Here is a 12,976-nt window from a genome sequence, read left to right as displayed (position 1 = left end):
ACTCCTAGTAAACACGTGCTTTGGGTTTAATATATTCGACTTCATCCGTAAGCGTATAGTCATGGACTGGCCGATAATCGAGCTTCACGCCCTCTTTATCATTGAAATAAGTGAGGGTGTGCTTCATCCAGTTGTCATCGTCGCGATCCGGGAAGTCTTCATGGGCATGTGCCCCGCGACTTTCTTTTCTGTTCTCAGCTGCCGTCATGGAAACAACAGCTTGACGGATCAGATTATCCAGCTCGAGTGTTTCAACCAAATCAGAATTCCAAACCAAGGAGCGGTCTGTCGTTTTGATATCCGGCATTTGATCCCAAACGGCACCGATTTTGTCCTTACCTTCCAGCAAGGTCTTACTGGTCCGGAAAACCGCACAATCTTCTTGCATTACCCGTTGCATATTATCGCGAATAGAGGCAGTTGAGCTTTGCCCACTGGCGTAACGATACTTATCAAGATGGGCCAGCGCCTCATCACAGGCATCTGCTGGCAGAGGGGAATGCGCTTCACCGGTCTTGACGACATCTTTGGCGCGTAATGCAGCAGCCCGGCCAAACACAACAAGGTCAATCAACGAGTTTGATCCCAAACGGTTCGCACCATGAACAGAAACACAGGCTGCTTCACCAACTGCCATAAGTCCGGGAACAATTGCGTTTGGGTCACCCTGTTTTAGATCCACGACTTCCGCATGATAATTTGTCGGGATACCCCCCATGTTGTAATGCACGGTTGGCAAAACCGGAATGGGTTCTTTATGCACATCGACCCCGGCAAAAATGCGGGCGCTTTCTGAAATACCCGGCAACCGTTCATCGATCATCGTAGGATCGAGGTGATCAAGATGCAAATAGATATGGTCATTTCGTGGGCCAACACCCCGTCCTTCGCGAATTTCCAGCGTCATGGACCGGCTTACCACATCGCGACTAGCTAGGTCTTTTGCATGGGGCGCATAACGCTCCATGAATCGCTCACCTTCGCCATTGACCAGGAAACCACCCTCGCCGCGAACACCTTCTGTGATAAGACATCCTGCACCATAAATTCCCGTCGGATGGAACTGTGTGAACTCCATGTCCTGAAGTGGCAACCCGGCGCGTAGAACCATACCACCGCCATCTCCTGTGCAGGTATGGGCAGAAGTACAGCTGAAATAAGCCCGGCCAAATCCGCCAGTTGCGAGAACCACCATATGGGCCCGGAATAAGTGCAATGTACCATCTTCCAGGCACAAGCAAAGAACGCCCTTACAGGAACCGTCCTTATCCATAATCAAATCCAGCGCGAAATACTCGATAAAGAATTCCGTATCATGCTTCAGGGATTGACTGTAAAGCGTGTGCAGCATCGCATGGCCAGTCCGATCGGCAGCGGCGCAGGTTCTTTGGGCTGCCGGTCCTTCCCCAAACTGGGTTGTCATGCCGCCAAATGCTCGCTGATAAATCTTGCCTTCTTCCGTCCGGCTAAACGGCATGCCAAACTGTTCGAGCTCAAGAACAGCAGCAGGGGCTTCACGGCACATATATTCGATCGCGTCCTGATCACCGAGCCAGTCGGATCCCTTGACAGTGTCATACATATGCCATTGCCAATTATCCTCCCCCATATTCCCGAGCGAGGCAGAAATCCCGCCTTGTGCGGCAACGGTATGGCTCCGGGTCGGGAAAACTTTGGTAATTGCCGCTGTTTTTAAACCAGCTGCGGCCATGCCCATGGTCGCCCGCAAACCCGCGCCCCCGGCACCGACAACGACGACATCAAATTTATGTTCTGTGATTGGATAGGCATCCGACATTCTTACTTTATCCTCCTAGCGCGAGCTTTAAAACAGCAAGCGCGGCAGCCAACCCAATGACCGTACATATAAAACTATTCAACAACAGCAAAGCAATTTTCGTTTTCTCGGTATGGATATAGTCTTCTATGACGACCTGCAAACCGAGCTTCATATGATAAAACATGGCGCCGATGAGAAGGAGCATAACCAGAGAGGAAAATGGCAGACTTAGGATATAGACAACGCGGTCATAGCTCGAACCTGTCAGGCTTATGGCATAGGCCAGCGCGATGATAAACAACGGTATCAAGGCAAGCGCCGTCACTTTTTGATGCCACCAATGCGTTGTTCCTTCTTTCGCGGAACCCAGTCCACGAACCTTTTTAAGTGGTGCTCTCATTCCCATGATCAGCTCCCCAATCCATACGCCAAGATCCAGGTCAAGAGCGTCAATACGACGGATGCGATAATCGCGGCCATGCCACTTTTACGCATCGTCGGCAGCTCAAACCCCTTGCCCATATCCCAGAATAAATGACGTATCCCGTTACAAAGATGATAAAAAAGCGCCCAGGTAAATCCGAACATGACCAATTGACCGAACCAGGACGAAATAAAACCGCTGACGGTTGCGAATGCGTCCGGACCGCTTGCTGCAGCGATCAACCACCAGGTAAGCAGTAACGTACCAACACCCAGAGCAATGCCGGTCGCGCGGTGCGTGATAGAGGTCACCATCGTAATCTGAGGCTTGTATATCTGCAGATGCGGCGATAGCGGTCTTTCAATATTCGCCATGGGAAAGTCTTTCTCGCTGTAAATATGTCATATGTTATTGATTGTCTTTAACAGGGGTGGATTTTAATCCTCCACTACCCGAAGTCAACCAAACCCTGCCTTATTTATGAAACTTGTTGTATTTTGGGTATAATCACCCAGTAGTCGAGATCCAGAACCACAGCCGGATCCCGTTTTCCGTCTTCTGATTTGTCCGGAAAACTGTCACAGGGCAGGTCCTTTGCAGCTAAAGTTCTTATTCTAAGGGCACCCGCGTCGGACCGGCCCGGTAAATCCACTTTTTCAAGGACCTCGCTCCAGGCATAAATTGTATGACCCGCAAAAGTCGGCGCGGTATGCGATCCGCCATTAATCGCGGCAATTAACTGAGCATTTCCCAATCCATTGAAAGTAAGCGCGCGGGCAAGACTGATAATATGACCACCGTAAATCAGGCGGCGTCCAAATCGATCATTTTGCATTTGATGTTGGTTAAAATGAACCTTTGCTGTGTTCTGGTAAAGACGCGTCGCCATCATGTGCTCAGCCTCTTCGATTGTCATCCCGTCGACATGATCAATTTTTTCGCCGACTTCATAATCTTCAAAAAAGTGAGGCGAACCAGCCAACGTAGCGTTATATGCCGAAAAATTCAGATCCGGCGAGATCGTAAAATCTGCAGGATCAACTCGATCCGTCAATTGCGGAACAACGGGCGATGGAGCCGCGGCCGTTTCATCTTTTTTCCGCACCATCACCCAACGGACATAGTCAAGAACAACTTCATCCATTTGATTTTTGCCAACGGAACGGACATAGACAACGCCTGTCTTGCCGTTGGAATTCTCTTTTAAGCCAATTACCTCTGATGAGGTCTGCAAACTATCGCCAGGATATACAGGCGCCCGAAACTGGACATCAGCATAACCCAGATTGGCAACCGCATTGAGGGAAACATCCGGAACTGTTTTTCCAAAGACAATATGAAAAACCAGCATATTATCTATTGGGGCGGCCTCCAGTCCGCAATCCATAGCAAAGCTGTCGGCAGATTGAAGTGCAAAACGACTGCCATATAACGCTGTATATAGAGAGGCGTCTCCTTCAGTTACTGTGCGCGGAGTTGCATGATCAAGAACCTGGCCAATGGCAAAGTCCTCAAAAAAATTGCCGGGATTAGTTTTCGTCATCATCCGGGGTATCCCTATTCTGTCATTGCCTGGATGGCATCTGCCATGGCGACTTTTGATTTGGCAATTTCCACATGAAGGTTTTCAATCAGCTTGCCATCGACAAGGACAACACCTTTCCCTTGGGCCTCCGCTTCTTCAAACGCCTTAATCACAGTTCGTGCGTGAGTAACGTCCTCTTCGGAAGGTGCAAATACTTCATTGGTTGGTGCGAGTTGCTTGGGATGAATAAGTGTTTTGCCATCGAAGCCAAGTTCAAGACCCTGAACGCATGATGCCACAAATCCATCTTCATCTGCCAGATCAAGATAAACACCGTCGAGAACTGTGAGGCCATATGCACGCCCCGCCAATAGGCACAGGCCCAACGAGGTAATAACCGGAAGGCGCATGGTCGTGTGCTGCGCCTGCAAATCCTTTACAAGATCAGAAGTTCCCATAACGAAACAGTCGACCCGTGGGCTGGAGGCAGCTACTTCTTCCGCTTTCAGAATACCGAGCGGCGTTTCCATCATACACCAGATCGAGACATCCGGGCCGGCACCCGCAGCACTCATAATCCCTTCCATTTCCATTACCTGACCAGCGCTTTCTACTTTTGGCAATAAAATGGCATCTGGCTGGGCTGCCGCTGCGGCAACGATATCATCCCGCCCCCACGGTGTATCCAACCCGTTTACTCTAATGATAAGCTCACGATTTCCGTACTCACCGGAAGCTGCATTGGCGCAAACTATTGCACGAGCTTCTTCTTTTGCATCCGGGGCAACCGCATCTTCCAAATCCAGAATCAGGCCATCAGCGGCAAGTGATTTCGCTTTTTCCTGTGCGCGGGCATTCGATCCTGGCATATAAAGCACAGAACGACGCGGACGTATGGTTTTCGTCATAATAGATCCCTCGGACGTTTGGTTTCGCCTCTGTTGATTTTATTTATACCTGATTTACCAGAAAGTTCGCCGACATCATAATCAGTTTTTGCTGCGACGCAATAAAGTTGCGGCTGTTTTCTCGCTCACGCAACAAAAAAGCCGGCGCAGAAACCCTGAACCGGCTTTAATAGAGAAATTATTAGCTTGCTACGCTGCCTTTTTAAGATATTCCCGGCCAACAAGTTCGGCAATTTGAACCGTATTTAACGCCGCACCCTTGCGCAAGTTATCAGAGACGCACCATAGATTGATGCCGTGTTCTGCGGTCGCATCATCGCGAATACGAGAGACGAATGTTGCATAGTCACCAACACATTCCACAGGCGTCACATATCCATTCTCTTCCGGATTATCGACGACCAGTATACCCGGTGCCTCCCGAAGTATACGGCGTGCATCGTCCGCGCTAAGCTCATTCTCAAACTCAATATTGACACTCTCCGCATGGCCAACAAACGTCGGTACGCGGACACAGGTTGCGGTCAGCTTGATGGTCGGGTCGACGATTTTTTTTGTCTCCACCACCATTTTCCACTCTTCCTTTGTATAACGATCATCCATAAAAACATCGATATGCGGAATTACGTTAAAGGCTATCTGCTTGGTGAACTTAGACGGCGTTGGCTCATCATTTACAAAGATACCTTTGGTTTGCGAAAACAACTCATCCATCGCCTCATTGCCAGCGCCAGAGGTGGATTGATAGGTAGACACCACAACGCGCTTAATTTTAGCGATATCATGCAACGGCTTCAACGTCACAACAAGCTGGGCAGTCGAGCAATTCGGATTGGCAATGATGTTCTTTTTTACATAGCCAGCGGCATCTTGAGGATTAACTTCCGGAACAATCAACGGAACGTCCGGGTCCATCCGAAAATGAGACGAGTTATCAATCACGATGCACCCTTGCGCCGCGGCAATTGGGCCGAACTTAGCGGAAACCGATCCACCTGCGGAAAACAAGGCAAAATCTATGCCCGTGAAATTAAAATCATCCAGAGCCTGCACTTTCAGCGTTTTTTCACCGAAGGTGACTTCCCGTCCTACTGACCGTTTTGAGGCCAGAGCAATGACTTCTGTGACAGGAAACTGTCTTTCGTCCAGTATGTTCATCATTTCGCGGCCCACATTACCTGTGGCGCCGACAACAGCTACTCTATATCCCATGAACTTAATCTCTTCTTTTTCCCGGATTTTCCATTCCCGGGGTATACTTCAAACTAATATTAACTGGCTATTGCGCGTTGGCTTTATTCAGTTCTTTTAAAATGGCGTCACCCATCTCAGTCGTCGATACCTGCGTCATGCCTGTTGCCATGATATCGCCAGTCCGAACGCCACTTGCAAGCACTTTTTCAACGGCGCCTTCAACAAGGTCAGCTTCATCCCCCATATCAAAGCTATAACGCAGTGCCATAGCGTAAGATAAAATAGTTGCGATTGGGTTAGCCAAATTCTGGCCAGAAATATCTGGTGCAGAGCCATGAACGGGTTCGTAAAGAGCTTTCCTCCGGCCGGTTTCATCCACATCCCCCAAGGACGCTGAGGGAAGCATTCCCAATGATCCGGTTAGCATCGCCGCGCAATCGGATAAAATGTCACCAAACAAATTGTCCGTTACGATAACATCGAACTGTTTCGGTGCCCGCACCAACTGCATGGCGGCATTATCTGCATACATATGGCTCAACTCAACATCCGGAAATTCTGTTTGCTGAATATGGGTGACTTCCTCGCGCCATAGAACACCGGATTCCATGACATTCGCTTTTTCACTGGAACAAACCCTATTGCCACGTTTCTTCGCCAGCTCGAAGGCAACACGTGCAACACGATGAATTTCAGGTGTCGTATAAACTTGCGTGTTAATCCCACGACGAACGCCATTACCCAAATCTTCGATACCACGGGGCTCCCCGAAATACACACCTCCGGTCAATTCACGAACAATCATAATGTCCAAGCCGCTGACAAGCTCCGGCTTGAGGCTGGAGGCGTCGACGAGCGCATCGAAACAAACTGCCGGCCGTAAATTGGCAAAGAGCTGTAAATCCTTGCGAAGACGCAACAGGCCCCTCTCAGGCTTGATGGAGAAATCCAAATCATCCCATTTCGGTCCGCCGACGGCGCCAAGCAGTACGGCGTCAACATTCTGCGCTTTTTCCACAACCGCATCGGTAATCGGAATGCCATGCTCATCAATGGAAGCCCCACCAACCAGGTCTTCGTCCACATCGAAGGCGACAGCACGGTTTTCTTCCATCCAGCCAACAATACGGCGCACTTCGGCCATAGCTTCAGGCCCGATGCCATCACCTGGCAGTATCAATAGAGACTTGTTCGATGTCATAGCAGTTTACTCTCAAATAACAGGACTAAAGGTGCAACCAGGGTTGGTCAATTTTACGGGTTTCTTCGAAATCCGTCACTTTGTCTTCTTTCTTCATGGTCAAACCGATCTCATCGAGCCCTTCCAAAAGACAATGTTTATTGAAATGATCTATATCGAATTTAATGACACCGCCATCCGGACCATGAATTTCCTGCGCAACCAGATCTACAGAAAGTGTGGCATTTGCCCCGCGCTCAGCGTCATCCATGAGCTTTTCCAACTGCTCGTGGGTGACTTCGATCGGCAAAATACCATTGCGAAAACAGTTATTATGAAAAATATCAGCAAAACTCGTGGAAATAACACACCGAATTCCAAAATCTTTTAAAGACCATGGCGCATGTTCACGGCTGGAGCCACATCCGAAATTGTCGCCGGCAACCAGGATCTGCGCATTCCGATAAGCCGGCTTGTTCAGTACAAAATCCTCATTTTCATTGCCATCGTTATCATATCGCATTTCAGCAAACAAATTCTTGCCAAGGCCAGCGCGCTGAATTGTTTTCAGATACTGCTTTGGAATAATCATGTCCGTGTCAATATTGACCAGGGGCATTGGTGCCGCAACAGCGGTTAGTTTATCAAATTTATCCATATCCCTACCCCTTTACGTCAAATCGCGAATATCAGTTAATCGGCCGGTGATGGCTGCCGCAGCTGCCATGGCCGGGCTAACTAGATGTGTCCGTCCACCGCGGCCCTGACGGCCTTCAAAATTTCGGTTGGATGTCGACGCACACCGATCGCCCTCATCAAGCCGATCCGCATTCATCGCCAGACACATGGAACAACCCGGTTGGCGCCATTCAAATCCGGCTTCTTCAAAAATAACATCAAGGCCTTCTTCTTCAGCTTGAATTTTGACCAACCCTGATCCCGGAACAATGATGGCATTAACGCTGTCTTTAACCTGACGTCCTTTGACAACATCTGCCACTGCCCGCAAATCTTCTATCCTGCCATTGGTGCAAGAGCCAACGAAAACATGGTCGACCTCTATATCGGTCAGTTTCATACCAGCCGTAAGGCCCATGTAATGAAGAGCTCGCTCCGCTGCAATCTGTTTACCCTCGTCCTCAAAATCCGCCGGACCCGGAACATTGCCTGTAATAGGCAATGCATCTTCAGGGCTGGTACCCCAGGTCACATAAGGTACCAAATCATCTGCTTTGAGAATAATTTCTGTATCGAAATGAGCTCCGTCATCGGTTTGAAGCGATTTCCAGTAGGCAACCGCCTGCTCATACGCGCCTGCTTTTGGTGCATAGGGGCGCCCTTGAACATATTTGAACGTCGTTTCATCCGGCGCGATAAGGCCCGCACGTGCGCCCGCTTCAATGGTCATGTTGCAAAGGGTCATCCGGCCTTCCATGGACAAAGCGCGAACAGCTTCGCCCGCATACTCAATCACATGACCGGTACCGCCGGCAGTCCCTATTTGACCGATAATGGCCAAGGCAAGATCTTTGGCTGTTACACCAACCGGAATATCCCCTTCAACCAAAACCCGCATGTTTTTGGCTTTTTCCTGAACCAGTGTCTGGGTGGCGAGAACATGCTCGACTTCGGATGTCCCAATGCCATGTGCAAGGGCACCAAACGCACCATGAGTAGATGTATGGGAGTCGCCACAAACAATTGTCATGCCGGGCAAAGTCAACCCCTGCTCAGGCCCAATGATATGTACAATCCCGCGACGATCATCCGTCATAGAGAAATAGGGAATTTCAAACTCGGCCGTGTTGGCTTCCAAGGTATCAATCTGTAGCTTGCTTTCCGGATCCGTAATGCCTTTATCCAGATCTTTAGTCGGAACATTGTGGTCGGCAACAGCAAATGTGGAATTCGGCCGTCTGACCTTGCGGCCGGATGTTCTTAATCCTTCAAACGCTTGCGGACTTGTGACTTCATGCACCAGATGCCGATCAATGTAGAGAATATAGGCTTCTCCCTCCAATTGATCGACGATATGACTATCCCAAATTTTGTCATACAGGGTTCTTGGCGTTCCCATCACATTCCTCTTTCAGCATTTCTTCGTTTGTGTATCTGATCGTTTTATTCCGATCTTGCCGGTTTTTCGTTCCTCTTCATCGAGAAGCGAAAATACCGGCAGCCAGATAACGCTATGGTTTCGACGACTTACGTCGCGTCACATATTGACGTTATTCAGTGACCTACTCTTTATCAGATTTAGTATACCGGTCATCACGGCGTTCGCGAATACGAGCCTTCTTACCACGCAGTTCGCGGAGGTAGTAAAGCTTGGCGCGCCGAACGACACCTTGACGAACGACTTCAATCTTGTCGATCCGAGGCGAATAAAGCGGGAAAATACGTTCCACGCCTTCACCGTAGGAAATTTTACGAACTGTGAAGTTTGAGTTGATACCGCCGCCTTTGCGGGCAATACAAACACCTTCAAAGGCCTGAATCCGCTCACGCGTGCCTTCAACAACTTTCACATGGACCCGTACCGTGTCACCTGACCGAAATTCAGGAACCGGACGTTCTGACGTTAGTTTATCAATATGTTCTTGCTCTAGCTTTTGAACTGTATTCATAGCTTTCACCCTTTTATCAAAATTTACTCTGTCGAAGATCCCACAGGTCACGTCGACGTTGTTTCGTTAGCTCTTCAGACTGGCGTTGCCGCCACTCCTTTATTTTCTCGTGATGCCCGGAAAGCAAAATTTCCGGCACCGCCCGGTCTTCCCAAACCGGTGGACGGGTGTAATGGGGATATTCCAATAACCCGTCCGAAAAACTCTCCTCTTCCAGCGACAAACTGTTGCCAGTTACGCCTGGTAGCAAACGCACCACAGCATCCAATAATGCCAGCGCCGCTATCTCACCGCCTGACATAATGAAATCGCCAAGACTTACTTCTTCCACCTCGCGGGCTTCCAAAACCCGCTGATCTATTCCTTCAAACCGGCCGCAAATCATGACAGCGCCCGGCTCTTCAGCCAATTCCCGAACAAACGCCTGATCCAGGGTCCGCCCGCGAGGACTGAAATATATCAGTCGTTCAATACCTTTCGACGCCTCTACCGTGGCATCAATGGCAGCGCCAAGAACATCTGGCCGCATGACCATCCCCGCACCACCACCGAAAGGGCTATCGTCAACATTCCGATGCTTTCCAGAGGCAAAATCCCGGATATTGGTGACGTTCAGATTCCAGGCATTTTCACTTAGCCCTTTTCCTGCCAGGCTTGCTCCCAATGGTCCCGGGAACATTTCCGGATACAGACTGAGAATATGGGCAGTCCAAATCGTCATCTTATCGGTTTTTCACTCCTCTGCTGCGCCACCGGCGCTTACATCATTTCTCCTTTAAAGTGGCGCTATTTCTGTTCCTGAATTTGTGAATCTTTTGGCACATCAAAAAAATCATCACTTAATTCCAGAACAACCTGTCCCGCCGCCATATTAACTTCCGGTACCATTTCCATCGTGAACGGTACCAGCACCGATGAACTATCAGCTTTCCCTTTCGGTGTGATTTCCAGCATATCTCCGGCCCCGAAATCATGAACGCGGGCAATTATACCGAAACTTTTACCGTCTTTAAAGATAGCCTGCATACCGACCAGGTCTGCATAGTAAAATTCATCTTCGTCACTTATCTCTGGCAATTCACTTCGCGATATATATAGCTCCGTACCTTTCAGGGCCTCGGCTTGATTGCGATCTGATATACCCTTTATCCGAACAACCGGCAAACCTTTGCTAAGACCAATAACCTTCAACTTGTAGGTCGTCTGGCCCGTCGCATCTTTCAAGCTGCCATATGCCGCTATATCTTCGGGTCGTTCAGTAAAGGATTTGACCCTTACCTCACCTTTTATTCCCTTAGCTCCGACGATTACACCTAGGAGCAATCTGTCTTCCTGCGGCATTTTCAGTTGCCTTAAGCTTCAGCTTTTTCTTCAGGAGCAGCCGCCTCTTCTGCAGCAGCTTCTTCAACTGGTGCTTCTTCGGCCGGTGCTGCTTTCGCTTCGGCTTCTGCTGCTTTCGCTTCCGCAGCTGCGTCTGCAGCAGCCTGCTTAGCTTCTTCCAATTCACGTAAGCGTTCTTGTGCCTTCGCTTTCGGCTTCGCTTTCTCAGGATTGTTACGGACAGGTTTTTCACCAATACCCACAGCAGCCATGAACCCGGCGACCCGGTCACTTGGCTGCGCGCCATGGCCAACCCAATGCTGGATACGCTCAACATTCAGATTGACGCGATTTCCATCTTCTTTCGGCAACATAGGATTGTATGTACCTAGAATCTCAATATACCGTCCGTCTCTTGGGCTGCTGGCTTCAGCAACTACGACACGGTAAAAAGGGCGTTTCTTAGCACCCTGGCGTGTTAGGCGAATTTTCAAAGCCATATTAGTTTCTTTCCTTAAACAAACTCATTTTCGATTAAAATTTCATTCCCGGCGGTAAAAGTCCTTGCATGCCTCCGCGTGCAATACCTTTTTTGCCAAGTTTCTTCACTTTCTTCATCATGCCTGACATCTGCTTATGTTGTTTCAGCAAACGATTGACATCCTGAACACTCATACCGGAACCCGCAGCAATTCTTTTCTTACGGGACGCAGCAATAATTTGTGGATTACGTCGTTCTTTCGGCGTCATAGACTGGATCATCGCTTCCTGACGGATCAGGAGCTTATCGTCAAGATTTGCACCATCCAGCTGTTTCTTCATTTTACCCATACCGGGCAACATGCCAACCAGGCCGCTCATGCCGCCCATTTTACGCATTTGCCGAAGCTGGCTGGCAAGATCATCCAGGTCAAAAATACCCTTTTGCATTTTAAGGGCAAGTTTCTCAGCTTCGTCCTGCTCAATAGTCTCCGCCGCCTTTTCAACAAGAGAGACAATATCTCCCATGCCGAGAATACGATTTGCGATACGATCCGGATGGAATGCTTCGAGGGCATCCAGCTTTTCGCCCGTACCCAATAGCTTAATGGGGCAGCCGGTCACTTCGCGCATGGAAAGGGCGGCACCACCGCGTCCATCGCCGTCTATCCGGGTCATGACGATACCGGTTACATCAACGCGAGCCTTAAATTGTTCGGCGACATTAACCGCATCCTGGCCTGTCAGACTATCAACCACCAGCAATGTTTCTGTCGGCGCTGAATTTTTATGGACAGCTTCCATCTCGGCCATCAACTGCTCGTCCACATGCAACCGGCCGGCCGTATCAAGCAGGATTACATCAATGCCCTGTAATTTTGCGGACTGCAAAGCACGATTCGCAATTTCCACCGGCATCTGCCCGGCGACAATTGGCAAAGTTGCAATTTGGGTTTGCTCACCCAGAACCCGAAGCTGCTCCTGCGCGGCGGGTCGTTGTACATCGAGTGACGCCATCATGACCTTTTTGTCATGTTTTTCCGTCAGCCATTTGGCAATCTTCGCCGTCGAGGTCGTTTTACCAGACCCTTGCAGGCCGACCATCATATAGACAACCGGTGGCACCGCGACGAGATTGAGTTCCTGCTGTTCTGATCCCAGCATTTCGATCAGCTGGTCGTGAACAACCTTGATAACCATCTGCGCGGGATTTACAGACTTCAGCACTTCCGTGCCAATCGCCCGGGATTTAACGCGTTTAATGAAGCCTTTAACAACAGGCAGCGCTACATCTGCTTCAAGAAGAGCCACGCGAACTTCGCGCATCGCTTCCGAGACATCTGCTTCACTGAGGGCACCGCGCTTGGTCAGATTGCCAAGAACATCGCCTAGTCTGCCTGTTAAATTTTCGAACATATGGTTACAAACCCGTCCAAGCTCACATCAAATACATTTTCAAAACACCGGATTTCAACAACGAAAAAAACGCCAGGGCGCGAAACTCGCGGGCTGACGGATACCAATATGGGTACTTTATG

The 12,976-nt window shown here is 49.5% G+C and carries 14 protein-coding genes; all 14 read right to left on the bottom strand.

Annotated elements, in window-relative coordinates; all coding sequences use genetic code 11:
- Positions 1-4: 4 nt before the first annotated feature.
- Complete coding sequence (gene sdhA, locus NBZ79_RS01575) at positions 5-1,798, bottom strand: succinate dehydrogenase flavoprotein subunit (protein WP_251934823.1); 1,794 nt, start codon at positions 1,796-1,798, stop codon at positions 5-7.
- A 7-nt stretch (positions 1,799-1,805) separates the two neighbouring features.
- Positions 1,806-2,186 carry a succinate dehydrogenase, hydrophobic membrane anchor protein gene (sdhD, locus tag NBZ79_RS01570; RefSeq protein ID WP_251934821.1) on the bottom strand — a complete coding sequence of 127 codons (381 nt, stop codon included), beginning with the start codon at positions 2,184-2,186 and terminating at the stop codon, positions 1,806-1,808.
- Between the two features lie 2 nt (positions 2,187-2,188).
- A complete protein-coding gene (sdhC, locus tag NBZ79_RS01565; protein ID WP_251934819.1) occupies positions 2,189-2,578 on the bottom strand; it encodes a succinate dehydrogenase, cytochrome b556 subunit in 390 nt (129 codons plus the stop codon).
- A 104-nt stretch (positions 2,579-2,682) separates the two neighbouring features.
- Positions 2,683-3,750: a MaoC family dehydratase gene (locus tag NBZ79_RS01560; RefSeq protein WP_251934817.1), complete on the bottom strand. Its 1,068-nt coding sequence runs from the start codon at positions 3,748-3,750 to the stop codon at positions 2,683-2,685.
- A gap of 11 nt (positions 3,751-3,761) precedes the next feature.
- Positions 3,762-4,637: an HpcH/HpaI aldolase/citrate lyase family protein gene (locus tag NBZ79_RS01555; protein ID WP_251934815.1), complete on the bottom strand. Its 876-nt coding sequence runs from the start codon at positions 4,635-4,637 to the stop codon at positions 3,762-3,764.
- 189 nt (positions 4,638-4,826) lie between these two features.
- On the bottom strand, positions 4,827-5,849 hold the full coding sequence (locus NBZ79_RS01550) for an aspartate-semialdehyde dehydrogenase (RefSeq protein WP_251934814.1): 1,023 nt from the start codon (positions 5,847-5,849) through the stop codon (positions 4,827-4,829).
- A 67-nt stretch (positions 5,850-5,916) separates the two neighbouring features.
- Complete coding sequence (gene leuB, locus NBZ79_RS01545) at positions 5,917-7,032, bottom strand: 3-isopropylmalate dehydrogenase (protein ID WP_251934813.1); 1,116 nt, start codon at positions 7,030-7,032, stop codon at positions 5,917-5,919.
- Between the two features lie 25 nt (positions 7,033-7,057).
- Positions 7,058-7,669, bottom strand: a complete 612-nt coding sequence (gene leuD / locus NBZ79_RS01540) for a 3-isopropylmalate dehydratase small subunit (protein WP_256470265.1) — start codon at positions 7,667-7,669, stop codon at positions 7,058-7,060.
- A 12-nt stretch (positions 7,670-7,681) separates the two neighbouring features.
- The gene (gene leuC / locus NBZ79_RS01535) at positions 7,682-9,088 is read right to left on the bottom strand and encodes a 3-isopropylmalate dehydratase large subunit (protein ID WP_251934812.1); all 1,407 of its coding nucleotides are present in this window, start codon (positions 9,086-9,088) and stop codon (positions 7,682-7,684) included.
- A gap of 163 nt (positions 9,089-9,251) precedes the next feature.
- Positions 9,252-9,638 (bottom strand): 50S ribosomal protein L19, encoded by a 387-nt coding sequence (rplS, locus tag NBZ79_RS01530; protein WP_251934811.1) that lies wholly within the window; start codon positions 9,636-9,638, stop codon positions 9,252-9,254.
- Positions 9,639-9,654: 16 nt separating this feature from the next.
- Positions 9,655-10,359 (bottom strand): tRNA (guanosine(37)-N1)-methyltransferase TrmD, encoded by a 705-nt coding sequence (gene trmD / locus NBZ79_RS01525; protein ID WP_251934810.1) that lies wholly within the window; start codon positions 10,357-10,359, stop codon positions 9,655-9,657.
- A 65-nt stretch (positions 10,360-10,424) separates the two neighbouring features.
- A complete protein-coding gene (gene rimM, locus NBZ79_RS01520; RefSeq protein ID WP_251934809.1) occupies positions 10,425-10,979 on the bottom strand; it encodes a ribosome maturation factor RimM in 555 nt (184 codons plus the stop codon).
- Positions 10,980-10,990: 11 nt separating this feature from the next.
- Complete coding sequence (rpsP, locus tag NBZ79_RS19595; protein WP_338056126.1) at positions 10,991-11,458, bottom strand: 30S ribosomal protein S16; 468 nt, start codon at positions 11,456-11,458, stop codon at positions 10,991-10,993.
- 34 nt (positions 11,459-11,492) lie between these two features.
- Positions 11,493-12,854: a signal recognition particle protein gene (gene ffh / locus NBZ79_RS01510; protein ID WP_251934808.1), complete on the bottom strand. Its 1,362-nt coding sequence runs from the start codon at positions 12,852-12,854 to the stop codon at positions 11,493-11,495.
- Positions 12,855-12,976: the final 122 nt, after the last annotated feature.

It is taken from the genome of Sneathiella marina (assembly GCF_023746535.1).
In the GTDB taxonomy this organism is placed as follows: Bacteria; Pseudomonadota; Alphaproteobacteria; order Sneathiellales; family Sneathiellaceae; genus Sneathiella; species Sneathiella marina.
Note: the sequence above shows the minus strand (reverse complement) of the source record. Positions and strands in the feature narration are given on the sequence as shown.